Annotated in this window: 23 protein-coding genes; 11 read left to right on the top strand and 12 right to left on the bottom strand. The window is 66.1% G+C overall.

What is annotated here, in order from left to right; genetic code table 11:
• Positions 1–11: 11 nt before the first annotated feature.
• Positions 12–1,040, bottom strand: coding sequence for a Rieske 2Fe-2S domain-containing protein (locus tag BST38_RS27400; RefSeq protein WP_083146683.1), 1,029 nt, complete (start codon positions 1,038–1,040; stop codon positions 12–14).
• 71 nt (positions 1,041–1,111) lie between these two features.
• On the opposite strand from BST38_RS27400, the gene BST38_RS27405 reads away from it, so the two are divergent.
• Positions 1,112–1,723 (top strand): TetR/AcrR family transcriptional regulator, encoded by a 612-nt coding sequence (locus BST38_RS27405; protein WP_083146684.1) that lies wholly within the window; start codon positions 1,112–1,114, stop codon positions 1,721–1,723.
• On the opposite strand, the gene BST38_RS27410 is transcribed toward BST38_RS27405, so the two are convergent.
• Both BST38_RS27410 and BST38_RS27415 read right to left on the bottom strand, forming a co-directional pair.
• Positions 1,720–2,046 (bottom strand): branched-chain amino acid transport AzlD family protein, encoded by a 327-nt coding sequence (locus BST38_RS27410; protein WP_083146685.1) that lies wholly within the window; start codon positions 2,044–2,046, stop codon positions 1,720–1,722. The two genes, BST38_RS27405 and BST38_RS27410, sit on opposite strands and share 4 nt — an antisense overlap.
• On the bottom strand, positions 2,039–2,710 hold the full coding sequence (locus tag BST38_RS27415) for an AzlC family ABC transporter permease (protein WP_110782025.1): 672 nt from the start codon (positions 2,708–2,710) through the stop codon (positions 2,039–2,041). The genes BST38_RS27410 and BST38_RS27415 overlap by 8 nt, the downstream gene beginning before the upstream one ends.
• Before the next feature lie 44 nt (positions 2,711–2,754).
• Between BST38_RS27415 and BST38_RS27420 the strand changes: the two genes are divergently transcribed.
• Positions 2,755–3,747 carry an alpha/beta fold hydrolase gene (locus BST38_RS27420; RefSeq protein ID WP_083146687.1) on the top strand — a complete coding sequence of 331 codons (993 nt, stop codon included), beginning with the start codon at positions 2,755–2,757 and terminating at the stop codon, positions 3,745–3,747.
• Here the strand turns inward: BST38_RS27420 and BST38_RS27425 are convergent.
• Together BST38_RS27425 and BST38_RS27430 are read right to left on the bottom strand one after the other, a co-directional pair.
• The gene (locus tag BST38_RS27425; RefSeq protein WP_237160942.1) at positions 3,727–6,402 is read right to left on the bottom strand and encodes a M4 family metallopeptidase; all 2,676 of its coding nucleotides are present in this window, start codon (positions 6,400–6,402) and stop codon (positions 3,727–3,729) included. The two genes, BST38_RS27420 and BST38_RS27425, sit on opposite strands and share 21 nt — an antisense overlap.
• A gap of 86 nt (positions 6,403–6,488) precedes the next feature.
• Complete coding sequence (locus BST38_RS27430) at positions 6,489–7,373, bottom strand: DUF4436 domain-containing protein (protein ID WP_083146688.1); 885 nt, start codon at positions 7,371–7,373, stop codon at positions 6,489–6,491.
• 111 nt (positions 7,374–7,484) lie between these two features.
• Between BST38_RS27430 and BST38_RS27435 the strand changes: the two genes are divergently transcribed.
• Complete coding sequence (locus tag BST38_RS27435; RefSeq protein ID WP_083146689.1) at positions 7,485–9,107, top strand: alkaline phosphatase D family protein; 1,623 nt, start codon at positions 7,485–7,487, stop codon at positions 9,105–9,107.
• Here BST38_RS27435 and BST38_RS27440 read toward each other — a convergent pair.
• Together BST38_RS27440 and BST38_RS27445 are read right to left on the bottom strand one after the other, a co-directional pair.
• Entirely contained in the window at positions 9,104–10,552 is a 1,449-nt protein-coding gene (locus BST38_RS27440; protein WP_083146703.1) for a peptide MFS transporter, read from the bottom strand. The genes BST38_RS27435 and BST38_RS27440 overlap by 4 nt on opposite strands.
• A 58-nt stretch (positions 10,553–10,610) precedes the next feature.
• Positions 10,611–11,522 (bottom strand): mechanosensitive ion channel family protein, encoded by a 912-nt coding sequence (locus BST38_RS27445; protein WP_083146690.1) that lies wholly within the window; start codon positions 11,520–11,522, stop codon positions 10,611–10,613.
• Between the two features lie 53 nt (positions 11,523–11,575).
• On the opposite strand from BST38_RS27445, the gene BST38_RS27450 reads away from it, so the two are divergent.
• Positions 11,576–12,271, top strand: a complete 696-nt coding sequence (locus tag BST38_RS27450) for an Ntn hydrolase family protein (RefSeq protein WP_083146691.1) — start codon at positions 11,576–11,578, stop codon at positions 12,269–12,271.
• Here BST38_RS27450 and BST38_RS27455 read toward each other — a convergent pair.
• Both BST38_RS27455 and BST38_RS27460 read right to left on the bottom strand, forming a co-directional pair.
• The gene (locus tag BST38_RS27455) at positions 12,268–13,464 is read right to left on the bottom strand and encodes a PP2C family protein-serine/threonine phosphatase (RefSeq protein ID WP_083146704.1); all 1,197 of its coding nucleotides are present in this window, start codon (positions 13,462–13,464) and stop codon (positions 12,268–12,270) included. The genes BST38_RS27450 and BST38_RS27455 overlap by 4 nt on opposite strands.
• Before the next feature lie 276 nt (positions 13,465–13,740).
• On the bottom strand, positions 13,741–14,751 hold the full coding sequence (locus tag BST38_RS27460) for a tripartite tricarboxylate transporter substrate binding protein (RefSeq protein ID WP_237160943.1): 1,011 nt from the start codon (positions 14,749–14,751) through the stop codon (positions 13,741–13,743).
• Between the two features lie 73 nt (positions 14,752–14,824).
• On the opposite strand from BST38_RS27460, the gene BST38_RS27465 reads away from it, so the two are divergent.
• The 3 genes from BST38_RS27465 to BST38_RS27475 all read left to right on the top strand — a co-directional run bounded on the left by BST38_RS27465 (position 14,825) and on the right by BST38_RS27475 (position 16,453).
• Positions 14,825–15,451 (top strand): dihydrofolate reductase family protein, encoded by a 627-nt coding sequence (locus tag BST38_RS27465; protein ID WP_083146692.1) that lies wholly within the window; start codon positions 14,825–14,827, stop codon positions 15,449–15,451.
• A gap of 124 nt (positions 15,452–15,575) precedes the next feature.
• Positions 15,576–15,824: a hypothetical protein gene (locus BST38_RS27470; protein ID WP_083146693.1), complete on the top strand. Its 249-nt coding sequence runs from the start codon at positions 15,576–15,578 to the stop codon at positions 15,822–15,824.
• 59 nt (positions 15,825–15,883) lie between these two features.
• Positions 15,884–16,453 (top strand): DUF2231 domain-containing protein, encoded by a 570-nt coding sequence (locus BST38_RS27475; protein ID WP_083146694.1) that lies wholly within the window; start codon positions 15,884–15,886, stop codon positions 16,451–16,453.
• A gap of 24 nt (positions 16,454–16,477) precedes the next feature.
• Here the strand turns inward: BST38_RS27475 and BST38_RS27480 are convergent, their stop codons facing one another.
• A complete protein-coding gene (locus tag BST38_RS27480; protein WP_083146695.1) occupies positions 16,478–16,867 on the bottom strand; it encodes a hypothetical protein in 390 nt (129 codons plus the stop codon).
• A 390-nt stretch (positions 16,868–17,257) separates the two neighbouring features.
• On the opposite strand from BST38_RS27480, the gene BST38_RS27485 reads away from it, so the two are divergent.
• From BST38_RS27485 to BST38_RS27495, 3 genes are all read left to right on the top strand, one after another.
• Entirely contained in the window at positions 17,258–18,388 is a 1,131-nt protein-coding gene (locus BST38_RS27485) for a hypothetical protein (protein WP_133057269.1), read from the top strand.
• A gap of 127 nt (positions 18,389–18,515) precedes the next feature.
• On the top strand, positions 18,516–19,154 hold the full coding sequence (locus BST38_RS27490; protein ID WP_083146697.1) for a TetR/AcrR family transcriptional regulator: 639 nt from the start codon (positions 18,516–18,518) through the stop codon (positions 19,152–19,154).
• The gene (locus BST38_RS27495; RefSeq protein WP_083146698.1) at positions 19,151–20,362 is read left to right on the top strand and encodes a cytochrome P450; all 1,212 of its coding nucleotides are present in this window, start codon (positions 19,151–19,153) and stop codon (positions 20,360–20,362) included. The genes BST38_RS27490 and BST38_RS27495 overlap by 4 nt, the downstream gene beginning before the upstream one ends.
• 337 nt (positions 20,363–20,699) lie before the next feature.
• Here BST38_RS27495 and BST38_RS27500 read toward each other — a convergent pair whose 3' ends face one another.
• Positions 20,700–21,656 carry a hypothetical protein gene (locus BST38_RS27500; protein ID WP_083146699.1) on the bottom strand — a complete coding sequence of 319 codons (957 nt, stop codon included), beginning with the start codon at positions 21,654–21,656 and terminating at the stop codon, positions 20,700–20,702.
• Between the two features lie 122 nt (positions 21,657–21,778).
• On the opposite strand from BST38_RS27500, the gene BST38_RS27505 reads away from it, so the two are divergent.
• A protein-coding gene (locus BST38_RS27505) for an IS3 family transposase (RefSeq protein ID WP_420872546.1) occupies positions 21,779–22,923 on the top strand; the annotation gives its coding sequence in 2 pieces (ribosomal slippage) (positions 21,779–22,043 and positions 22,043–22,923; 1,146 coding nt in all).
• 23 nt (positions 22,924–22,946) lie between these two features.
• Here BST38_RS27505 and BST38_RS27510 read toward each other — a convergent pair.
• The coding region (locus tag BST38_RS27510) for a DEAD/DEAH box helicase (protein WP_165761670.1) at positions 22,947–24,593 on the bottom strand (1,647 nt) is incomplete at its 5' end.

Genomic DNA, 24,593 nt, shown 5'->3' on the forward strand with positions numbered 1-24,593 from the left:
GGGGAGCCTCTCTAATGGGCGGATCGGGCGGCCAGCTCGGCGGCGCTACCGCCCTTGCCGTCGGGGTAGAACTTCTTGGCCCACTCGCGGATCGCGGTGAACCCCTTCAGTTCCGAGCTCGCCAGCGCCGGCGGGTCGGAGTAGCGCTGATGCGCCCAGATGTCGATGTCCTGACGGAACTGCCGGATCACCTCGAGACCGAACTCCTCGGCCTTGACGCGCGCCCGGTCGGGATTGCGGACCTCACCCTTGGGCTTTCCGATGTAGACCATGAATCGCACATCCGAGGTGGCCTCGTCGACGGGGGTGATCGCCGAGATGGTCCGGTTGTCGATCATCCCCCAGCTCTTCGTCACCGCGATCCCGAGCCCGCCGTTGATCGCCTCGACGCCGCTGCGCACATCCTCGATCTTCTGGCCGTCGTCACCTTCGAACGTGATCGTGAAGTCGACGTAGGAGATCGGATCGTCGAAGTCGTGGCGGGTGAACACCGGCACGATCGGCGTTTGGTGCACGAACTTGAAATGCGCGAAGTCCACCCCGTTTTCGAGGACGTACTGCGGGTGCATCTCCAGGCCCTGCTCGAACAGCCGCTGCTGCGGGTAGTAGTCGTCGGCGGTGGCGTCGGCACCGAAGCTCGCGAAGACGTCCGGCGCGTCGAAGAACGGCTCACGGTTCTCGGTGTCGTGCCAGATGTAGACGCACTCGTTGCGCTCGACCACCGGATAGGTCGTGATCCGCCGCCCCCGGTTGGGCCGGTCCTCGTACGGGATACACACGTTGCGGCCCTGCTGATTCCACTGCCAGCCGTGGAACGGACACTGCAGTACCTCGCCGTGCACGGTGCCGCCGAACCCCAGATGAGCGCCGAGGTGTTCGCAGTACGCGTTCATCACCGTCAGCTGACCGGATTCGGCACGCCAGGCGATCATCTCCTGGCCGAAGTACTTCATCCTGTGCACGTCACCGACGCCGACCTCGTCGGACCAGGCGACCTGGAACCAGCCAGTCGGTTTCATCGACAGGGGCGGTTTGGCCATGCCCCGAACAATAGAACAGCCGATCAAGGAAACATAGTGGGTTCTACGAAAATTTCGGTATCGTCGTGGCCATGGCCGAGACCGCCGCGCGACGTACCAACCGCCGCGGCCAGGCCACGCGCGAGAACATGCTCGAGGCGGCGCTGAAATCGCTGGCATCCGGTGAACCCGGGTCGGTGTCGGCCAATCGCATCGCCAAGGACATCGGCGCGACGTGGGGCGCGGTGCAGTACCAGTTCGGCGACGCGGACGGTTTCTGGGCCGCGGTGCTGCACCGCACCGCCGAACGCCGGGCCGACGTGTTCGCCTCGGTCGACCGGGACGCACCACTGCGCGACCGTGTCGCCGCCATCATCGACACGCTGTACGAGGGCCTGGCGGCGCCTGATTCGCGCGCGATCGAGAACCTGCGGGCCGCGCTGCCCCGCGACCCCGCCGAGCTCGAGCGGCTCTACCCGCAGACCGCGGCCGAGCTGTACTCGTGGGGCCAGTCGTGGTTGCAGATCTGCCGCAACGCATTCGCCGACCTCGGCGTCGACCCCGAGCGGGTGCGAGAGGTCGCCACGCTGATCCCGGGCGCGATGCGCGGGCTGGTGTCCGAACGCCAACTCGGCTCCTTCGCCGACCTCGACGTCGCCCGCCGCGGACTGACCAACGCCCTCGTCGCGTATCTGCAGGCCTAACCCCACACCGACATCAGCGTCACGTAACAGGTCGTGCCGGCCAGGATGCTCAGCAGCGCGCTTGCCCGCCACAGATGCAGACCCGCCGTCACCGCCACGGCGAGCACCAGCCACAGCAGCTGCCTCGTGGTGTCCCCGGCCACGGTCGGCACGGTGTAGACCGCGAGCATCGCCATCACCCCGACCGGCATGTGCACACTCAGATACCGGACGACCCGGCTGTGCCGCAGCGGCGCCAGCACGACGAACGGCAGCGCTCGCAGCGCCCAGGTCACCGCGGCGCTGACCAACACCAGGACCGCGATGTATCCGTTGTCAGGCACGATCGGTCCTGCGCTGCGCCATCATCCGCACCATCAACACCGCGGTGAACGCGGCGAACGCGCAGACCAGCATCTGGCCGGGGGCCACCAGCCACGCCAGGACCGCGCACGCGATCGCGCTGCCCGCTGTCGCCCAGTCCGGCCGCTGCCGGAACGCGTCGATGCCCAGCACCACGAACAGCGCGGTCAGCGCGAAGTCGAGCCCGACCAGCCGCTCGATCGGCAACGCCTCGCCGACCAGGCCGCCCAACGCCGCACCGGTGACCCAGAGCAGATGGAACAGCAGCTGCATCAACAGGATCGGACGCGTGGTCCACGTCTGCGCCTCGGGGCTCACCCCGACGGCGTACGCCTCGTCCGACAGCGTGTAGGTGCTGTAGGCCTTCCCGAGCAGACCACGGACCCGGTGCAGCGGAAACGACAGCGCGTAGAACACGTGGCGCGAGTTCACCACGAACGACGTCAACGCGACCGTCGCGATCGGTGCGGCGGTCGCCGCCAGGTGCACCATCAAGAACTCCAGCGAGCCGGCGTAGATCACCGCGGCGAACACCGGCGCCCACCACCACGCCAGTCCCGCGTGCACGACCAGGAAGCCCAGCGCCATCCCGAGCGGGATGAACGCCAGCCCGATCGGTGCCGACAGCGCGAACACCTGGCGCATCGAAATACCTCCTGTCCGCCGGTCCGGCCGCTAGCTTTCCACGGGTGGACATCTACACCGACTGGCACCGTGACAGCACCACCCTGCGATGGGCCTCCACCACACCGGCCAACGCCGGCGCCGAGGTCGAGGTGTTCACCCGCCGCACCGGCACCCCGGGCGCCCCGCCGCTGGTCTGCGTGCACGGCTTCCCGACGTCGAGCGTCGACTACCACGGCCTCGCTCGTGAGCTGGCCGCCGAGTTCGACATCTACGTGCTGGACTTCCCCGGCTACGGGCTGTCGGGCAAACCGCCGCACCCGTACGTCTACTCGCTCTACGACGACGCCCGATTGCTCGTCCACGCGATCACCGAGTTCTGGCAGCTGCGCGACTTCCGGATGATCACCCACGACCGCGGCAGCAGCGTCGGCATGATCGCGCTCGGCCTGCTCGACGACATCGGGGTGGCGCCGCTGGACGTGTTCCTGACCAACGCGAACATCTTTCTGCCGCTGGCCAATCTGACAGCCTTCCAGGTCGCGCTGCTCGACGAGAACACCGGACGCGCCACCGCGGCGGCCACCACCCCGGAGATGCTCGCCGCGGGACTCGGCGCGACGACGTTCATGCCGCGCCGCACGCCACAGGATCCCGAGATCGCGGCATTGGCAAAGTGTTTCGCGCACGACGACGGCATTCAGGTGCTGCCCGACACGGTGAAGTACCTGCATGAGCGCGCCGCCGACGAAACCGGTTGGCTGCAGCGGCTTTCCACGATCGCGGTGGACACCACGATGATCTGGGGGCTGCACGACGGTGTCGCCCCGCTACGGGTCGCCAACCACGTGTGGCAGACCTACGTCAAACCCAAGCCCGGCCGCAACCGGTACTGGGTGGTCCCCGGGGCCGATCACTACGTGCAGTGCGATGCGCCCGGCGAGATCGCCGAGATCATCCGGCGGACCGCCGCCGGTGGCGACCTCGCGCTGCAGACCCTCGGCGATCGGCCCGACGGCGCCGTGCTGGTGGACCGCTCAGACGGCGATGACCTGTGACGGTGCGGTGCCTTTGATCTCGACCGTGTCGAACGCGTTGGCGATCGCCTGCCGCTGGGCGAAGGTGAGCCCCTGGGCCAGCGCCGCGTCCAGCACGGCGGCCCGCCCGTCGACGAACATCGAGGTGGACGTCAGCCGCTCCAGCGAGTGGTAGAACACCCTGGCCCAGGTGTCGTCGGAGACGTCCGCGGTGGCCGGATCGGTCATCATCAGATACGCCGCATGGCTGAAGATGGTGCTGTTGACGTGTTCGCCGCCGTCGTCGGCCATGCCCGTGTACCGGGTCGAGTACCGGTCGCGGTGCGGTCCGTAGGGCGTCATGATCGATTTCGGGTCCGCCAGGTTGCGGATGACGCCGTTGTCGGAATCCTCGGCGATCAGCCACCGCTCGCGTCCGGTCTTGTTCTCGATGAGCAGCCCGAAGATATCGGCGTAGGCCTCGTTGAGCGCGCCCGGTTCACCGGAGTCGAGCGCGACCTCGCCCTTGCCGACGATGTGGTTGATCACCGCGTGCGCGTACTCGTGGGCGACGATGTCGAGGGCGGCCTGGAAGTAACCCTTGTCGCCGAACGCCATCTGGTTGATGGTCGGATCCCAGAACGCGTTGGCATAGCCCAGCGGTGAGGTGTCCGGCCGGTACTTGATGCTGATGATGACAGGCGCACCCGCGTTGTCGTAGGACTGCCTGCCGAGCACATTGAGGAAGTAGTCGTAGGCCAGCGCGGTGTTGGCATGGGCGGACACCGCGGCCCGGTCCCAGCCGAAGAAGCTGCGCTTGACGATGGTCCCGGGCAGGGTGGGCGCGCCGATCCCGAAGAAACCGTACTTCGTCTTGTACGTGGCGATCATGCGGTTGGAGTCGGCCATCTCGGTGGTGGTGAAGAACCAGATCCGCCGCGACTCGACGGTGATGCTCCGGTTGTTTCCGAGCCAGTCCCGAGCGGTGGCGGTCACGGCGGCGGCCTGCGCGTTCGACACCGCGACGATGACCTCACCGGCCCGCTCGCCGTCGGCGTAGATCAGGAACGTCTTGCCCGACGGTGCCAGTTCCCCGGTGTCGGGAATATGGACCACCACCCGCCACGCGAGCGCGGGCGCGTCGTCGTCCTCGGCAACGGTGTAGATCACCAGAGTGTTGGTGAATTTGCTTGCGGCGATGAAGTTTTCGACGGCCTGCTGGTCGGCCGAACCGAGATAGGCCTGGCCGGCCACCAGACGGATCTCGGTGTCCTCGTCAATCGCCGCGTCGGGTGTGATGTCGAAGTCCTCGCCGAGGCCGCGGTAGTAGTTGAACACGCTGGTCACCTCGCCGTCGGCGTTGGTCACCAGGATCACTTCGCTGCCGAGAACCGGTATGCCGCCGACGGTTTCGGAGAACCGGTAGAAGTGCTCGGCGGTGGCGCCGGAGCCCGCGGTGGTCGTGGTGACGACCGCGCGGTCGGCGAAACCCTCCGAGGCCCCGAGCGCCGATGCCAGCGCGTTGAGGACCGCGGCGGCGTCGTCGGCGTTGACGACGATCTCGTCGGTGATGTGGCCGTCGAGGACCTTGCCGCCGCTGCTGCCGCTGCCGGTGGTGACCACCACGGTCGGGGCGGCGTGCGCGCCGTCGGATGCCGCCGGGATGGTGATGGTCACCTCGGTGGGCCCGGTGATGCCGAGCAGGCCGGCCAGACCGTGCACGCGGAACGGGTTGCCGACGGTGTCGTCGACGCGGATCGTGAACGTGTCGGCCCGACCCGCCGCCGCCGCACCCGGGGTGTAGGTGAACCCGCCGTCGGCGTCGACGCGCACCCGGCCATACGCCGCCGCGCTGGTGACGACGTAGGTCAGCGTGGTGTCGTCGTAGTCCACCGCGTTGAGGTTGCCGGTGATCACGCCGTTCGGATCGGCCCCGGCGATCTCGACGCTGGCGACCGGTCTCTGGTTGTTCCAGGTGTACTGGTGCTGGCGCACGGCGAGCCAGAGGCCCTGGAGCAACGTGGACACCGGCGTCGCGGGCGTCGGCACATCTCCACTGAGGGGACGCACACCGGCCCAGGTCAGGATGTCGGTGACGATCGCCTCCGCGGTCACCGGACGGGCGCTGACCAGGTCGCGCACGGTGGGCTGCGGATCGGGCTTCGCGGCCGCGGGAGTTGATGCCGCGGCCGTTGACACCGCGGCGGCGACGGACACCTTCTCGGTGTCGACATCGGCGGCAGGTGAACCCGTGTCGGAACCGGGGTCGGTATCGGTGACGGAGTCGGGGTCGGCGTCCGCTTTCGCCCGCGGCTTCCTGGACTGCGGCGCCTTGGCGTCGTCCGCCTCGGCCTCGGCAACCTCGGTGGCCTCGTCTGCCTCAACCGCCTCGGCGTCGGCATCCTGGTCGTCGTCTTCGGCGGCGTGTTTGCCCGACGGTTTGGCCGACGCCCGGGTGTCCTCGTCGTCGGAGGTCCGTTCCGGCGTCGACGATGCGGTGTCAGAGCTGTCAGAGGTGTCGGTCGATGCCGACGAATCAGCGTTTGCGCTGGTACTGGCACTCGTGCTGTCGGCCGGGCTCGCGACGGCAACGCCCTGGCCGACCACCATGCCCATGCCGATCCCGGCCAGCACCAGGCCGGAGTACAGGCCGAGCCGCGGAGCGTCCGGTGTGCGCGAATCGGAACACGAGCTCACAATGACCCCCAACGTCGGCTACTGGGGAAGAACCTACCACCTCTCAGCAAACTTTCAGCCGATTCGCCGACACCGGAAAACGGGCGCTAGTCGATCCGCTTGTTCCAGACGACGACGTACACCACCATCGCCGCGACGAGGCCGAGGATGACCCACATGACCAGCAGGATGTCGATCCAGGCGCCCGGCGGCGGGGCCCCGGGGAGAATGTTGCGCAGCGGGACGATCGCGAAGAGCATCGCCGCATACCAGGTCAGGAACGGCATCTGGAACTCCTTCTTCCCGCGGTACACCTTCAGCGATGTGTACAGCGCCAGCGTCGGCAGCAGGATGAGCACCAGGCAGATGCCGATGTCGAACGCCAGTGGACCGAGGGCTCGCCGGAACGTGAGCTGGACGGCCTCGTCCCCTTCGTGCGAATAGGACTGCGGCGACGGCGGAACACTCTCGCTGGAGATGTCCCAGCCCTGGATCGCCGCCTCGATCTCGACGCGCGCCGGCTCGAACTCCCTCTCGTCCCCCTCCCCGACCAGGACGTCGGCGCTGATCGGATCGGTGGTGTAGGAGTCCAGTGGCCAGGTGGTCGGATCCCCGCTGACGTCGATGGTCGTGGACACCTCAGCCGGCGATGCCCCGGCTGGAAAATTCATGTCCCCCAGCGTGTTCCATGGGTAGAGCCGGACCGATAGGTCGGTGTTGAGGACGTCGAGGCGTTGGTCGGTCAGCCCGTCCTCGGGGATGACGAGGACCTTCGCGTCGACCTTGTTGTCCAGCGTCTTGATGCCGGTGATCGTGACCAGCACGACCGTCTCGGAACCGTCGCCGAAGTCCGGACTGTCCAGCTCACGTGCCGAACCCGACAACGACCAGTAGGCGAAAACAGCTCCCGCATACAGGAGCACGACCACGAGAGCGAAAACGACGATCCTGCCGGTACCGCGCTTGACCGGACCCGTTGCAAGCTGTGACATTCGCGAAGTATTACGAACGCGTCAGTTTTAGAGAGCAGTTTCAGCAAATAAGTGGCAGGCGGTAGCGGCGATCCGCGAAACGGCCGGCTCCGCAGACTCTAGGCTGGGTCGGTGACTCTGCTTCTCGGCCCTGTGCTGCGCCACGTCGGCGAGACGACCGCCAACGTGTGGGTGCAGACGGACGCGCCCGCGCTCGTCGAAGTCCTGGGCAGTTCGGCGCGAACGTTCGAGGTGCAGGGCTGCCACTACGCGCTGGTCCATGTCGAGAACCTGACACCGGACTCGATCGTCGAGTACCAGGTGCACATCGACGGCGCGAAGGTCTGGCCCGAACCGGACTCGGAGTTCCCGCCGAGTGTGATCCGCACCCGCGGACCCAGGTCGGCCGACCGGCTCAAGGTGGTGTTCGGCTCCTGCCGCTACCCGAGAACCGACGTCCCGAAGCTCGACAAGAAGCTCGGCCTGGACGCCCTGGACTGCTACGCGGCCCGCCTGACGACACTGCCGGTCGAGGAGTGGCCGGATGCGCTGCTGCTGCTCGGCGACCAGGTCTACGCCGACGAACTCACTCCCGAGGCGCGCCGCAACCTGGCCGGGCGCCGCAAGACCAAGAGCCGCCCACCCGACGAGGTGGTCTCGTTCGGCGAATACGAATCCCTGTACCGGCACACCTGGGGTGATCCCGAGATCCGCTGGATCCTGTCGACGCTGCCGACCGCGATGATCTTCGATGACCACGACATCCGCGACGACTGGAACACCTCCGCCGCGTGGCGTGCCGAGGTGAACAAGAACTCGTGGTGGCGGGACCGGATCCACGCCGGACTCGGCTCCTACTGGGTCTATCAGCATCTCGGCAACCTGAGCCCGCAACAACTCGCCGACGACGAGGACTACCAACGGGTGCTGGCCACCGACGGGGACTGCTGGCCGCACCTGGTCGACCTGGCCGACCGCGCCGACTACGAGGTCGACGGCGACAAGGGGCTGCGGTTCAGCTTCCGCTGGGACGTCGGCTGCAGCCGCCTGATCATGGTGGACTCCCGCAATGCCCGCATCCTCGACAACGGTGACCGGAAGATGCTGGGCGACAGGGAGTTCCGCTGGCTGGAGGAACAGGTCGACGACAGTCTCGACACGGTCGACCACCTGCTGATCGGCTCCTCGCTGCCGTGGCTGCTGCCCCCGGCCCTCGGCGACCTGCAGACCATCAACGAGTTCGCCGCCGACCACCCCGGGCTGCGCGGCGTGGTGGCCGAAAAGGTGCGCCAGACCGCCGATCTGGAGCACTGGCCGGCGTTCCTGAAATCGTTCCTGCGGCTGTCCGAACTGATCGAGTCGGCGGCAAACCGCTCCTCGGCAGGCCCGGCCACGGTGTCGGTGCTCTCCGGCGACGTCCACCACAGCTATGCGGCCCGCGCCGACTTCTCCACCAGTCCGTACACCCGGGTGCATCAGTTGGTGTGCTCACCGGTGCACAACTACGTCCCGGCTCCGCTGAAGCCGGTGTTCAAGCTCGTCTGGTCGCCCCGGCTGGGCCGTATCACGCGCCGCTGGGCGCGCCGTTGCGGATCTCCGGCGCTGCCGATGTCGTGGCGCAACCTCAGCGGTCCGGTGTTCGGCAACACCATCGCCAGCTTCAACGCCCACAACCGGATCGCGGAGGTCGTGTTCGAACAGCCCGCCGACGACGGCACGTTGCATCCGGTCTCCACGGTGTCGCTGACCGATTAGTGCACGCCCTCCATCTGCCTGCTGATCCACGGCGCGATCGCGAACACGACGACACCCGCGGCCACCGCGACACCGCCCAGGACACCGAAATACAGTGCCTCGCTGTCGGTGTCGTAGTAGCCAGCGAGCACGCCGGACATGGACGTGCCCAGGCCGACGGAGAAGAAGTACAGCGCCATCATCTGCGCGCGGAACGCGTCGGGGGCCAGCTTCGTGGTGACCGACAACCCGATCGGGGACAGCAGTAGTTCGGAGACCGCGAACACCCCGAGGATCAGAAGCACCGCCAGCGCGGGCACCGCGTCGACCCCGGCGAGCGGCACGAAGCACAGGAATGCCAGGCCCATGCCGATCACGCCGTAGGCGAACTTGCGAGGTGTGGTGGGAGCGCTGTTTCCCCACTGAGTCCACAACAGTGCGAAAACCGGTGAGAGCGCGATGATCCAGATCGGCTCGATCGAGCCGATCCAGTTCGACGGCGCCGTCCAGCCGAAGATCGACCAGTTCATCCGCTCGTCGGAGTACACCGCGAGGACGGTGAAGATCTGCTGGAACAACGACCAGAACACCGCGTTGGCCACGAACAGCGGGATGAACGCGCGTAGTCGGACCCGCTCGGTGTCGGTGACCTTCGGGCTGCGCAGCATCACCGCGAAATACGCGACCGACGCGACGACGATCACCCCGGTGGTGACCTGCGACAGGTTCGCCAGCGTCACCGCCTTCAGCGCGACGGCCGCCCCGATGACCACGGCAACGGCCACCAGGACGCCGATCGCTTTACCGACAGCGCTGCGCGGCAACGGATTCGGCACGTCGCGGCCGTGCTCACCGAGGTTGCGCCGGAACACCACGTACTGGATCAGGCCGAGCGCCATCCCGATCGCGGCGGCACCGAAGCCGAAGTGGAACCCGATGCGGGTCTGCAGTACCCCGGTGATGAGCGGCCCGATGAACGCCCCGAGGTTGATGCCGAGGTAGAACAGCGTGAAGCCGCCGTCGCAGCGCGGGTCGCCCTTCGCGTACAGCGTGCCCAGCAGCGAGGACGCGTTGGCCTTCAGCGCGCCTGAACCCAGCGCGACGAACACCAGTCCGATCCCGACGCCGGCCAGGCCGGGCAGTACGGCCAGCGCGATGTGACCGAGCATCACGATCACCCCGCCGTAGAACACGGTGCGTTCCATGCCGAGGACCCGGTCGGCGATCCACCCGCCCAGGACCGTCGACAGGTACACCAAGCCGCCGTAGGCGCCGACGATGCCCGTCGCGGTGCTCTGCGGCAGCCCGAGGCCGCCGTCGGTCACCGAGTAGTAGAGGTAGTAGCCGAGGATGGTGAGCATCCCGTAGAAGGAGAACCGCTCCCACAGCTCGACTCCGAACAGGTTCGTCAGCCCGATCGGGTGCCCGAACAGCGTCCGGGTGGTGTCTCGCTCAGATATGGCCATGGAGTCACCCTGCACCCCCGGCGGCGCTCTCAGCCAGTCCCAAGGTTCGGCGCTGGGGCTACTCCCCGACCGCCTGGATCCGCCCGCCCGGGTAGGGCAGGTCGATGCCGTGCGTGTCGTAGGCCCGCAGGATCGCGCGGCGCAGCTTGCGCTGCACCGCCCACTGGGCGTTGGGGCGGACCTTCACCGTCATGCGCAACTTGATCAGGTCCGGAGAGAACTCCTGCACCCCCAGCATCTGCGGTTCGCCGAGCACCTTGGCCGCCAACGCGGGATCCGCGACGGCCTCTTCGGCGGCCTGCACCGCGACCTGTTCGGCACGGTCGACATCGGCGGTCAGCGCGACCGGCACCTCGATGCGCGCGACGGCGTACTCCTGGCTCATGTTGCCGACGCGTGCGATCTCGCCGTTGCGGACGTACCAGAGGGTGCCGTCGATGTCGCGGACGGTGGTGATCCGCAGGCCGACGCTCTCCACCTCGCCCACCGCCTCGCCGAGGTCGACGGTGTCACCGACCCCGTACTGGTCCTCCAGCAGCATGAACACCCCGGTGACGAAATCGCGCACCAGGTTCTGCGCCCCGAAGCCGATGGCGAGGCCGACCACGCCTGCCGACGCGATGAACGGGGCGATATTGACGCCCACCACGTTGAGCACGGCGAGCACCACCCACACCAGCAGCACGATCGACACCGTCGACTTCAGCACCGAGCCGATCGTCTGGGCCCGCTGCTGCCTGCGTGCGATCACCTGATCGCTGGTCGCCGACGACGGCACCCGGTCGCGCAGCCTGCGCACCAGCGGCGGAGTGCGGCGCTCACGGGTGGTGGTGGCGCGGTCGATCATGCGGTGCACGACGTAGCGGACGACCAGCGCTACCGCGATGTAGACGGCGATCCTGATCGGGACCTCGATGAGCCAGTGGCGGCTGGTGTCTGTCCATTCGAAAGCCAACAAGGAGACATCCATGTGTTCCCACCATACGGTTTCAGCGGCACTCGACAGGGTGGGAGGATGGCCCGGTGACTGTTGTCCTGGCGCTACGGTGCGCAAACGGGGTTGTGCTGGCGTCTGATTCACAGATCACCGACCCCGGCCGGGGGCTGACCTACCCGGCACAGAAACTGCACCCGCTCGGCGCACACGCGGCGTGGGGCGGCAGCGGCTCCCGCTCGGTGCTGCACGACGTGGAACAGGTGTTCAGCGCCGAACCCGAGGCGATCCTGCAGTCCGAGAACATCGGGCACGCGCTGCAGACCCGGGTGGTCCCGATCTTGAAGCACCACTACGACAATTTCATCGCCGACGTGCCGGGACAGGACACCGGTGGCACCCCGGCGACGTATGTGCTCACCGCCGGCTATGTCGGCGACGAACCGTTCATCGTCGACGTCGACCCCAACGGTCTGATCGGCCATCACGTGGAGACCGGTTTCCAGGCGATCGGCAGCGGCGCGGCGATGGCGCAGCAGGCGCACGCGTTGCTGGCCCATTTCGGGATGTCGAAGCGCGACGTGGAGTACGGCGTGGTGGCCGCGCTGCGGGTGCTCGATGCGCTGGACGCATCCTCACCGAGCGTCGGAGGCCCGATGGACATCTGCCGCATCACCCCCGACGGCGCGACGCACCTCGAACCCGAAGAGGTGGACGAGGTTCGGCGCCGGGTGGATCGCTGGGTGGAACTCGAGCACCGCGCGCTCGACGAGCTTTTCGGTTAGCGGGCGGGATCAGCGACTTCCAGTGCGAGCACCGCGATGTCGTCGCGCTGGTCGAGTTTCGTTGCCAGCGTGGAGATGTCGTCCATGAGGGCGGTCAGGCCGCGGCCGGCGCGCTGCCCGACGAACGCCGCCAGCGCCTCTTCGTCGAAGCGCATCTCGTCCATCCGGGCCTCGATCAGCCCGTCGGTGTAGAACATCAGGATCTGACCGGGCCGCAGCGTCAGCGACGACACTCCGAAGACCGCGTCGGTCAGCGCACCGACGAGCATCCCCTCCTGTGGCCGGACGGCCTCGGGCGCGCCGCCGTCAGACGACACGAGGAGGGCGGGCGGATGCCCACCGGTCGCGAGCGTCACCGAGAACCCCGCGCCGTCCGCCGCGGGTTCGAGGGTCCCGAACACCACGGTGCAGAAACGCCGCGGCGCGACCTCGCGCAGCAGCACCGAATTCAATTCCGCCAGAACGTCAGTCGGGTCGGCGTAGTGCAACGCCGCGGCGCGCAGCGTGTAGCGGATCAGTGACGTAACCACCGCGGCGTCCACGCCGTGCCCGAGAACGTCGCCGATGAAGAACGCCCACCGGTCACCGCCGAGGCTGAACAGGTCGTAGAAGTCGCCGCCGATCTGGCGGGTCGAGATCGGCCGGAAATAGGACGCGGCGGCCAGTCCTTCGATCCGCGGCAGCGACGGTGGCAGCAGCGTGCGCTGCAGCGCGGTCGCGAACTCCTCGATGGCGTCACGGTCGCGTTCGGCGATGCCGCGATCGGCGTTCGCCTGATCGCGTTCGCGCCGCGCCTCGTCGGCGGTGTCGCGCAGCCTGCGCTCGAGGTGGAGAGCGTCGAGCGAAGTCTGGCGCAGCTCAAGCTGATCCATCACCACCGCGGCCAGGTCGGTCAGCACAGCTGCGTGGTCGGCCGACAACCCGCGCGACTGGGTGTCCAGGACCGCGACGGCACCGAGCCGGTGGCCGTCGAACGTCACGATCGGTGCCGCCGCGTAGAACCGGACCCGGTGGTCGGTGAGGAAACCCCCCTGGCTCAGCCGGGGATCAGCGTCGATGACGTCGACATGGCCGGCCGTCGTGACATCCCCGAGCACCGGATCGTCGCGCGCGGACCGGTCGCCCGTGACCTGCACACCGTGCGTCGAGATCAGGCGTACATGGTCGTCGTCGACGATGGACACCACGGCCATCGGTGCGCCCGTCGCCCGGGCGGCGAGTCCGGCGATCCGCCCGAGCACCGTGCCCGGTGCGGCGTCGACGACGCGGTACCGCTGCAGAGCGCGAAGCCGCGTCTGTTCGTCGGTGTCGACGTGTCTGCCGCTGGTGGAAATCGCATCAAGCCCTTGCTCCGACCGCTCTACCAGAGAAGCGGTTCGGCCGGGATCTTTTCAGGCTCTGCCCACGTCAGCAACGCCGTGAGCGAAGTATGTCGAGATCGTCATTTTGCCGGTTCGGCTCGGTGGGTTTCAGGTGCCGGCGACCGCGAGCGCCGTGTGCAGGTCGGCTTCGGTGTCGGCCAGGAATGTCTGCAGGTCCGCCCCGACCATGAACGTCGTCGTGAACTGATGCTGTGCGGCGATCTGCTGCCATGCCGGGGTCTGCACCATCCGCGCCAGGACGTCGCGCCAGTACGCGAGCGCGTACTCCGGCATTCCGGGCGGACCGTACAGGCCGCGCCAGTTGGACAGCGTCACGTCGAGGTTCTGTTCGCGGGCGGTCGGGACGTCCAGGCCGGGCAGCCGCTCCTCGGACAACACCCCGAGGGCCCGCAACTCGCCGGCGCGCACCAGGTCGACGAACTCGCTGACACCGCCGATCGCGACACCGATCTGCCCGTCGAGAAGCGCGTTCGTCTGGTCGCCGCCGCCCTCGAACGGCACGTAGGCGACCGTGGCCGGATCGCCTCCGGAGGCGGCCACCAGCAGGTCGAACGGTGCCTGGTCGTCGGTCGCGGCGGCGACCCGGACCTTCGTGGGATCGGCCTTGACCGCGGTCAGTACGTCGGCGAGAGTCCGGTACGGCGACTGGGCATCGGTGACGACGATGTAGTACTCGGTGATCAGCCGGGCGATCATCGTGACGTCGCGGAATCCGTACGGCGACAGCCCGCGCAGCTGATTCATCATCATCGACAGCGAGGTGACCGACACCTGGTCGTCGCGGCCCCGGTACTGCTCGACCATGGTGGCCAGGAAGTCCGCGCCGATGTTGCCCGGCCTGTTCTCCACCGGCAGCGGCACATCGACCAGCTTCTCCTTCTCCAGCGCTTCGACCACGGCGCGGATGGTGATGTCGAATCCGCTGCCCGGGTTTGCGCCGGCGGTCATCGTGACCGGCCCGGCCGGATACCCGGGCGCGGCATCCGCCTCCCCTGCCCTCTGGAGGCCGGTCAGCAGGAGCGACGCGGCCAGGACCGCCGCGACAACGGATTTCAGCATGAAGTACAGGTACACGGAATCGTCGGCGGGTGGATCCATATTCGGTGATTGCGATGAGTTCCACACCGGCGCGCGGTCAGCATGTCAAAGCCGACGATCAGGAGATTCCACGATGGGCCGCATCGACATCGAACTGTTCGCCACCCTCGACCTCGTCGGGCAGGCACCCGGCGGGCCCGACGAGGATCCGCTGGGTTTCCCGTTCGGCGGGTGGCAGGCCCCGCTGATCGACGAGGTCTGCGGCGAACAGATCGCGGCCGCGTACGAGGGCACCGATGCGCTGCTGCTCGGGCGCCGCACCTATGACATCTTCGCCGCGTACTGGCCGCATCAGCAGGGCGGCCCGGACGACGACATCGCGACGCTGTTCAACGGCGTCCCGAAGTATGTCGCCTCCGTCGGCACACCCGATCTGTCCTGGGCGGGCTCGACGCAGGTGGGCCGCGACCTGGCCGCCGAGGTGCGCGAGATCCGGGAGCGTCACGAGCGGATCAAGGTCGTCGGGAGCCTGAACCTGGTGCAAACGTTGTTGCGGGAGAAGCTGTTCGACGTGATCGACCTGTGGGTGCACCCGATCGTGCTGGGAGTCGGGAAGAAGGTGTTCGACGGCGGCGCGGTCCCGACGAATCTGACGCTGCTCGATCCTCCCGCGGTGAGCCCGAAGGGCACCGTGTACCTGCGGTACGGACGCGCCGACGGCGTCCCGGCGACCGGGGATATGAGCGCGCACGACGCATAGCATTTGCCCACCCTGGGTCCGCGTCTTCGCCAGAGCGCTACAGAAGCGAAAACCGCAAAGCGAACGTCTTCGTATTACGGCTAACGATGGGCAGTTTGACGGGCTGCGAGCTACCATTCGCCCCATGGGGGACAAATTAACGTTTGCGCTGGTCGCGTTTGCCCTGTCGGCCGGCGCGTACCTGGGGTGCGCGCCCGCGCATGCCGCCGACTGCGACTCGAACTACACGGGAGCCTGCGTCCCGATCGCCAGCGACGTCGACTGCGCAGGAGGCAGCGGAAACGGCCCGGCGTACGTCGCGGGTCCGGTGCGCGTCATCGGGTCCGACATCTACAAGCTGGACAGCGACGGCAATGGGATCGGATGCGAATGACGTGCGTCGCGTGAGTGACTGACGCCCACCCGGGTACCAGAGGCCACGAGGAGGCCTCTATGAACATTCACTCGATACTTCGCTCAGCCGAGTCCGCGAGCGCACTCGACCGGCCGGCCGATCGTGCCGCGGACACCGTCGACCGAGTCGTCGGCGGCGGCACCCTCGCATCGGCGCTGCGCGGATCCTGGCTCGGTCACCCGGTGCACCCGCTGCTGATCTTCCTGCCGCTCGGCTCGTGGATGACGGCGGTGCTGTTCGACCTCGGATTCCGGGATCGCACGACGGCGCGCCGACTGCTGGGGATCGGACTGGCCGCGACGCCGCCCACCGCGTGGGCCGGCTGGGCGGATTTCCCGCTGCTCAACCGTGAGCAGCGGCGGGTGGGACTTCTGCACGCGATCGTCAACGGCGCCGGGATCGTCCTGTTCGCGCTCGCCTATCGCGCGCACCGCAAGGAACGCCATCGCCGTGCGACGGTGCTGACCGTCGTCGGTCTGCTCGTCGTCAGCATCGGCGGCGCGCTGGGTGGGCACCTGTCCTACGCCCAGGGCGCCGGCGTGCACCGTTTTCAGGCGCCCCATCACGCCGGCGACCTGGTCGCGTACGCGCGCGGTCACGCAGCCTGACCGCGAACGAAGGACCGCCCGGCGTCACAGGCGGATGAACACGCCCTGATCGCCGTTCCAGACACCCCACGCGCTGAGGTCGGGATTCCAGACGAGGCTCAGTCCGTCAGCCCAGTCGGGCAGGTCGGGCCGCAGCGGCGCATCCAGCGGCGGCACCACCGGCGTCACGACCCATGCCGGGACCGCGGGGAGAAGGATCCGGTCCTGCGGCATCGGGCCACCGTGGCCGGGAGGCGGCAGATAGCCCCGCCCCGGAGGCGCCGGATTACCGGGGCCACCGATGTTGACGCCGGGGCCGGGATTCGGGTTCGGCGCCGGCGGGTCGGCCAGTGCCATGCCGACTCCGAGGCCGAGCCCAGCCAGGCCCAGCGCGCTTACCGTGGCGACGCCTGCCGCGATCTTCTTCATATGCATAACGACCTCCTAGTCGAATCCGAGGCTGTGCCCGTCAGGCAATTCAGCGCTCGCACGTGCGGTGCGCACTCGGCCGTTGCCACGCCCTGCGTCGACAATGGCCGACCCCCGTCCCGCAAGAACTATGGCCATCGCTCTTGAGGCCTAAACACCTATCCGGCAAAAGAATTCGTCTGCACTGATCACAGGGGGTGTACTCGAAAAGCGTCCGGTGTGAGTTTGCTGGCAATCCTCGGATCGGTGTAACGATCATGGATCAGCTATCGATACGGTCGGCTCCTCGTGAGGAACGTGCGCCGATGAATCTGCGCCGAATCGCCGCCTGCAGGGGTAGCCGTCCCGTAAATTGTTGCTAGGCCGGGGCTGGTCGATAGCTGGATGGGGATCGGAATGCACGCGTCAGTACGCGCGGCGCTCGCCGCCGGAGTAGTCGCCATCACGGGTGGCGCGGTGGCGTTCTCGCCGCCGATCCAATCGGTTTCAGAACGGGCGTCGGCGGTCGTCGCCCCGATTTCCTACACCTCCGGCAGCACCCGGATACTTCCGATCGCCGACCGTGAGGTGCTTGCGGCGCTCGTCAAGCCGACATTGCTGACAGGCGATCGTGATTCCGGCACGTTCCTGCCGGCGCTCGAGCCGAACTTGGCGCTGGCCGACGAGCTCGCGCCGGCTGCCACCGACGACGGCGTGACCGTCCAGAACGCCGCGTCGGACGTCATCGAGGCGGTGTACAGCTTCACGCGGTATTGGGCCAACTACGTGTCGATGGACCTCGGCCCGTGGCTGATCAACTGGATACCGTTCGGCTACCTGATCTCCAATCAAATCCAGATCTGGTATCCGAACTTCGTGCTGCCGATCGTCGACAGCTTCGTGTACGACTTCCTGGTTCCGGTGGTCAACGACCCGCTGAACCTCAGCGTCTGGGCGCAGGGCATCGGCGACATGATCAATACCACCGTCACGGGCCTCCGGAACGGCATCACCGCAGAGATCCGGTACATCGTCACTCTCGGCTGGTTGCCGTTCCCGTTGCCGCCGCTGCCGCCGTTCCCGATTCCCGGCGCCTCGCTCGCGACGGCGTCGGCGGACGCCGGTGTGCAACTCGCGACGATCGAGGGCGCCGACAACGCTGCCGAGGACACCGGCACCGGAGGTAGCGGCGATGCTGCGGCGCCCGCCGACGACGCCTCGCCCGCCGAAGTGGACGCGGCAGAACCGGTGTCCCAGAAGCCGACCGTCGTACGCGAGGACGTCGCTGTGGACGAGGACGCGGCTTCCGGAGACGAAGTTTCCGGAGACGAGGCTGCCGAGGGCGCTGCCGAAGAGGACGGTGTCGAAGAAGAGGGTGTCGAAGATGCCGTCGAAGAGGACGTCGTCGACGAGGTCGAGCAGTCCGACGAAGCCGTCGACGAGGGTCAGAACGACACGGCCGACGAGGACGACACCGCCGGCAGTGACACTGCCGGCTCGAACGACAGCGCGGATTCCGGGACCGACACGTCCGCCGGCGACGAATAGCGCGTCGTCGGCCTCACGCCGCATCGCGCAGTAAACAGTCACCGCCCGCCACTGCGGGCATCTGCTCCAGCCGCACACCTGATACGGAACGCTTGATTTCCGGAACTACGCCGTCCAGTATTAGGCGGTGCCCTCCAGCGTGACGACGGCGCCCGTCGTCTCCACCCGGACAACGCAGCGGCGCGGCCGGCCCCGTGACGACCGACTGGACGCCACCATCGTGAATGCGACGATCGCTGAGGTCGGCGCCAAAGGATGGGGCGGCGCCACCATCGAGGGGATCGCCGCCCGCGCCGGCGTCGGACGCGGCACGATCTACCGGCGGTGGCCGAGCAAGACGGAGTTGTTCCAGTACGCCGCGGCCGCAGTCACGCGTCCTGTCGAGGCGCCCGACACCGGCTCCTTCGTCGACGATCTGTTCTCGGCGGTCCTGCCGATCGCTGACATGTTGACTCAACCCGACCTCGCCGCGTTGCTGCCGTCTCTGCTCGCCGAGGCCGCCAACGACGCGTCGATTCGACAAACGCTGCGCACCTTCGTCGCTCGATCGAGGCAACAGGCCATCGAAGCGGTCGAACGCGCGCGCCGACGCGGCGACATCGTGCAGTCGACAGACGCCGAGACGCTGGTGGACATGCTCGCCGGGGCGCTGGTCTATCGGCGGCTACTACTCGGCGAAACGACGGATGCGGCGGCGGTGCGTGTCTTGGTTCGCCAAGCCGTTCAGAGCTGCTCGACATCCGAAGCGATCGAGGAGAATTCATGACCCGAACCCTGGCTGTCGACCTGACCGACCCCGGGCTCTACACCAACGGGTTCCCTCACGATGTCTTCACCGAACTGCGGGCACGGGGGCCGGTGCACCTGCATCCCCCCGTCGAGGGCCGTCTGGGTATTTCGCCGATACCGTTCTGGTCGCTCGTGGCGCATGGCGAAATTCAGCAGGCGAACCGCGATTGGAAGACCTTCGCCGCCTCCGACGGCCCGATGGTGGCACCTGATCCGCTGATGACTTCCGTGCGCTCACTGTTGACGCTGGATCCCCCCGATCATTCCGAAATGCGTCGGATCATCTCCTCGGAATTCACTCCACGTATGGTCGGCAGGCTCGAGCAACTCCTCGCCGATCGCACTGCCCGCATCTTGGAAGCGGCGGCTGGCCGAGGTGCATGCGATTTCGTCCGCGATATCGCCTACCAAGTGCCGATGCACGTGATCGCCGACATCATCGGCATTCCCGAGGACGACCGAGGGTGGATTTTCGAACGCACCGATCACCTTCTCAGAGCTGGTAACCCCTACGGCGAGTTCTCCGAAGACGAGCGGCTCGCGCTGCAGGCCGAGGTTTTCGAGTACGCGCAACGCATCACCGCCGACAAGCGGGCGAACCCGGCCGATGACGTGTGGACCAAGCTGGCGAGTCAGCTCGACGGTTTCGAGCTGGAGGTGTTTTTCCTGATCTTGTCGATCGCCGGCAGCGAAACCACCCGAAACGCCCTGACGATGGGCCTCATCGCGCTGCTGGACCATCCGGATCAACTTGCCGAGCTGCGCGCCGACCCATCGCTGACCGCGACTGCCGCCGACGAGATCCTGCGGTGGTCGAGCCCGGTGCTGATTTTCGGGCGGACGGCGACCTGCGACGTCACCCTCGGAGGACAGGACATCAAAGCCGGTGACCGCGTGGTGTTCTGGCACCCGTCCGGCAACCGCGACGAATCGGTCTTCGAAGATCCGTTCCGGTTCGACATCCACCGCTCCCCCAACCCGCACATCGCCTTCGGCGGTGGCGGCGTGCACTACTGCCTCGGCGCCAATCTCGCCCACAAGGAGATCCGGGTGGTCATCGAGTCCATCGCGGCCGGCTACGACATCGAGCTCACCGGACCCGCCGCATGGACCGGCGCCGGCCCCGTGCACAACGTCGGCATCGGGATCGACTCGCTGCCAGTGCACGTCACCGCGCGCAACTGACGCTGAAATGGGGAGGGCGGGGCTCGAACCCGCGACCAATGGATTCGTTTTTGAACGTTCTTGGACTACGTACGCTGATCCGGTTATTTCCCGGCGGCACATAGGTTTATCCGATCCTGCGAACCTCGTCGAGACGGAGCGATTCTGACCGATTCGACCTACATACTCGCTTTAGGCTCCTAGGACCGAGCCGCAAGAAAACGGCCCGCCTGGTTGGAATCCGAAGAGCATGCCGTCGAACGCGACCGATGACTGGTCGATCAGTTGAACGGCCAGCGACGCCCACCGCCGATCGTCGGGACTTGCGTCGAGCGATCGTTCGCCCGTGCTTCCGTCGTTAGTCGCTCGCGATGACACGCAATTTCATGCCGTATGTTTCGGACAAGAACCGGTCGGTAGCGCCCAGGAGCGCCCGAATATCGTCGCTGGCCTTAGACCTAAGCAGCCCGGGCTGAATGATCGCGACCGTCGCTCGCAAAGTGCGGAAGCGTGACTCTCTTGCAATCGCCGCTAACGTCTCGACTGATCCAGTCATCAATCCAGTCCTCCCTTCTGCTTGACGTTCACGTTCACGTCTTAGCAGCCGCCGCGTGAGTAGTTCTGGCATCGATTTCGCACGGTTCATCTTCATCGCCTGACCGCACACATCGTAAAAATCATCTATCCGAGTCCCGGGGGTCGTTTTCGAGGAGTACTTGCAGTGTGCGAGCAGGATCTCCATGTCCTGGTCGACCCGCCGTATGAGGACTATGTCGGCCATTTCTCCCGACCCGTCATCGTCTATCACGATCTCCCAATCGGCTTCGGCCGACAGCACCGCGATCGATCGATGCTGTATGGAACTTGGATCCCGATCTGCCCCTTGCGATTCGCGCTTGATGTTGACACCAGACCAGTCGAAGGTCTCGATTGCCTCCCGTGGATAGAGTCGCCTATCGCGGTTAGGGTGAAGCAGAAATCCCTGTTCCACCAGAACTAGTTCGTCTTCGAACGTGACGAGAAGTCCGTGCGAAGTCAAGAACGCGGACAAGCTGGTGGCGCCCGCGTTGGTGACGACCTCTCCGTCACCTCCCGTCGCGCAGATAAGCGGCGGTCCGTCGTCCCGAAACTGAAATTCGTAACCCAAGGTCCATCCAGGAGTGACAACTTCGAATGACAGCGGCCCGTCAGTATCGTAGGCGGTGACCCTGAACTCAGTGTCCAGCAAGGGAAATGACTTGTCATCGTGCTTGAGCTGGCGTCGATCACTCATCGTCGCTACCAGTTGGTACGGCCACTCGATCGCCAGCGGCACATACTGTGGCCGCACCGTCGCCGGTTCCGGGAGGAGAAACCCCTGGCATGTTCCCGCTGAAGGAGTCCAGCCAGTTTTAGAGTCCTGTGGCCCGATGTCGGGCGAGAAGGGACGATGAACGTATGGCTGGTCGGAAGCGGAATTCCGCGGAGGACATCGTGCGCAAGCTGCGCCGCGCGGACGAGCTGGCGGCAGAGGGCAAGACCGGCGAGGAGATCGCCGCTGAGCTGGAAGTGTCGGCGGCAACGTTGTACAACTGGCGCCGCTCCTACGGCGGGATGGACACCGACGCCGCCAAAGAGCTCAAAGAGTTGCGCGAGCAGAACGCCCGACTCAAGCGGCTGCTCGCCGAGGCCGAGCTGGTCAAAGACGCGTTGCGGGAGGTCGCGAAGGGAAAATTTTAGGCCCAGCTGCCAAGCGCCGCGCCGTCGACATGCTCACCACCACGATGGGCATGTCGGAACGGTTGGCGTGCAAAGCCGTTGGGCTGGCCCGCTCCACCTGCCGCCGCCTCCCTCTGGCGCAGACCCCGGCAGATCCTGACGCCGATCTACGGGCCTGGTTGCGTTCCTACGCCACCAAACACCCGTGCCACGGGTTCCGCCGCGCCTGGGCGGCGTTGCGCTACGACGAGCGCCGTGAGGTCAACAAGAAGAAGGTCCACCGCCTGTGGCGCGAGGAGGGCCTGCAGGTGCGGGTCCGGAGTCCGCGCAAACGGGCTGGGGTGTCCTCCATTGCGCCGGTCGTGGCCGACGCGCCGAACGTGGTGTGGGCGATCGACTTCCAGTTTGACTCCACGATCGACGGTAAGGCCATCAAGATCGCCTCGATGGTCGATGAACACACCCGGGTCTCGCTGCTCAATATCGTCGAGAGATCGATCACCGCCGAACGACTCGTCGATGAGCTCAAAAAGGTGTTCGCCGCAGCGGGCGGGCCGCCCAAGGTACTCCGGATGGACAATGGTCCGGAGTTCATTTCTCAAGCACTGCAACAGTTCTGCGACGACAGGCTCGGTATGTCGTATATCCGGCCCGGGACGCCGTGGAACAACGGACACATCGAATCGTTCAACAACCGACTCAGGAAGGAGTGCCTCAACCGCAACCACTGGAACACCGTGCTGGAGGCCCGCGTGGTCATCGGCGACTTCAAGGAAGAACACAACCAACGGCACCGACACTCGGCCCTGGGCTACCGCACGCCGGCCGAGTACGCTGCCGTCTGCAGGTGCACCCACACCCCGATGGGCTGCAGCATCAACTGAATCTGGATCACACCAACCCGACTCTAGAAACGGGTGGACTCAGAAACGGGGACTCGCCACCCCGACATTACCGATTCCAATGATATCGACGCATCGGTGATCGCGGGGCCGACCTGACGTACCCAGCGGACCCAGTCGTGGATGTCGTCAGCTTCTTCGTGACTCCATACGCGCCCCTTGCGCGAAGCGCCGAAGCTAACCGACCGGCCGTCGGCGAAGCCGTGCGCGAAAATATTAGTCTTCATTTTCGTGCCGCCTTCGCCCCGCCAGGCATAAAGGACATCATGTCCGACATGCATGGAAAATCGATGCGTCCGACTGACTGAGTCGAGCAAACCTACGTTCGTCGGTACTCGACGACTGACTTTGGCGAGTATGCGGTACAACGTCTCTCCTCGGATGAGGTCAACATTCTCGCCTCCCACTGCCTTTGCGATCTCTTCGTGTGTGGTCGCGTTGTTAGTGCTGTTGACGTATAGGAAACCTGCGGCATCGTCGACGTGGACAACGTACAAGTGATGGACGAGTTCGTTGAAGCTTGCGAAATCGCCCCAGCGCACAGGAGTCGCCTCCCGACTTACCCACCACACCACTTTGTCCCTGTTGTTAATGCCCAGCTGCGTTGTCAACAACTTGTCTTCAAATAGATCGTAAATCTTGTCGGGGTCCCAGATGAGTTCAGTAGATGAGCGATAGGTGACGGTGCTCATCTTGGGATGAATACTTCTCAATGCAATCTCATGAGGTAGGGACCCAAATGACTGCTCGAAATCGGTTCGTTCCTTTTCCTGACCCACGTGATGCTCCGTGAGGTCAGAAATGACCTCGTTCCAGTCGGCGTCTTCCCCGTAAAGGCGACGGAGTCGATCGTCGACACCTGCCACCTGTAGGGGCACAAACGCTGAAGCTTCTCCGAGTCGTCCGCCTCCGGTTCGAGTAAAGCGCCCAATAAACTGCAAGGTCACCGCCAGACTTTTCTGGGGGTCATGAATTGCAGCTACTTTGAGCGCCGGAAGATCATAACCTTCCCCAAGCATGTTGACGCACACAATGATCCGAGTATCACGATCAAGCAGTTGTTGGCGATGACGTCGGCGGGTCGACTCGGCGAAACTGGTATCGAGCCGCAGTGGGTGGAGGTCTGGCGCCAAACGTTCGTAGATCTCAACTACTTGCTTCGCTCGCGCAATCGACGAAACACGAGCCATCAGTAGGTGATCGAAACCGTCGGACAAGTCCCCTCTCAATTGAGAGACGGCAGCTTCCGCGACCGCTAGATCAGGGTCGGCGAGATTCACGACAGAGCGGTAATTTATCCGAGCGAAGTAGCCATTCTCCTGCGCCAGGTGAAGCGGGTAGGTGTAGATCAAGCGGCCAGCGAGGTGCTGGCCGTCCTCGCGGTATGGCGTCGCGGTGAATTGAACGACTTCTTTATTCGCGAATAGGTCCGCCACCGCCCGCCAAGTCGGCGCCGCCACGTGATGGGCTTCATCGACATAGAGCCGCTCACAATGCTGGGCCAACCTGGCTCGGGCGGCGCCGGCGCACCTCGCAAGGATCTGCGCCGTAGCCACCACGACATTCGCATGTTGCATAATCTCGTCAACCTGCGTCTCTGAAACGCCCTGGAAATCCTGGAGGCTCCTGACCTTGGAAACGAGGATGCAGGT

The sequence above is a fragment of the Mycolicibacterium parafortuitum genome (genome assembly GCF_002086815.1).
Classification (GTDB): Bacteria; Actinomycetota; Actinomycetes; order Mycobacteriales; family Mycobacteriaceae; genus Mycobacterium; species Mycobacterium parafortuitum.

Coding starts and splice junctions, on each gene's coding strand:
- BST38_RS27430 (WP_083146688.1), bottom strand. CDS start 7,373: ATGTCACAGCTTGCAACGGGTCCGGTCAAGCGCGGTACCGGCAGGATC.
- BST38_RS27485 (WP_133057269.1), top strand. CDS start 17,258: ATGCACGCGTCAGTACGCGCGGCGCTCGCCGCCGGAGTAGTCGCCATC.
- BST38_RS27400 (WP_083146683.1), bottom strand. CDS start 1,040: ATGGCCAAACCGCCCCTGTCGATGAAACCGACTGGCTGGTTCCAGGTC.
- BST38_RS27415 (WP_110782025.1), bottom strand. CDS start 2,710: ATGCGCCAGGTGTTCGCGCTGTCGGCACCGATCGGGCTGGCGTTCATC.
- BST38_RS27460 (WP_237160943.1), bottom strand. CDS start 14,751: ATGGATCCACCCGCCGACGATTCCGTGTACCTGTACTTCATGCTGAAA.
- BST38_RS27480 (WP_083146695.1), bottom strand. CDS start 16,867: ATGCATATGAAGAAGATCGCGGCAGGCGTCGCCACGGTAAGCGCGCTG.
- BST38_RS27470 (WP_083146693.1), top strand. CDS start 15,576: ATGGGGGACAAATTAACGTTTGCGCTGGTCGCGTTTGCCCTGTCGGCC.
- BST38_RS27455 (WP_083146704.1), bottom strand. CDS start 13,464: ATGGCCGTGGTGTCCATCGTCGACGACGACCATGTACGCCTGATCTCG.
- BST38_RS27445 (WP_083146690.1), bottom strand. CDS start 11,522: ATGGATGTCTCCTTGTTGGCTTTCGAATGGACAGACACCAGCCGCCAC.
- BST38_RS27465 (WP_083146692.1), top strand. CDS start 14,825: ATGGGCCGCATCGACATCGAACTGTTCGCCACCCTCGACCTCGTCGGG.
- BST38_RS27475 (WP_083146694.1), top strand. CDS start 15,884: ATGAACATTCACTCGATACTTCGCTCAGCCGAGTCCGCGAGCGCACTC.
- BST38_RS27405 (WP_083146684.1), top strand. CDS start 1,112: ATGGCCGAGACCGCCGCGCGACGTACCAACCGCCGCGGCCAGGCCACG.
- BST38_RS27440 (WP_083146703.1), bottom strand. CDS start 10,552: ATGGCCATATCTGAGCGAGACACCACCCGGACGCTGTTCGGGCACCCG.
- BST38_RS27495 (WP_083146698.1), top strand. CDS start 19,151: ATGACCCGAACCCTGGCTGTCGACCTGACCGACCCCGGGCTCTACACC.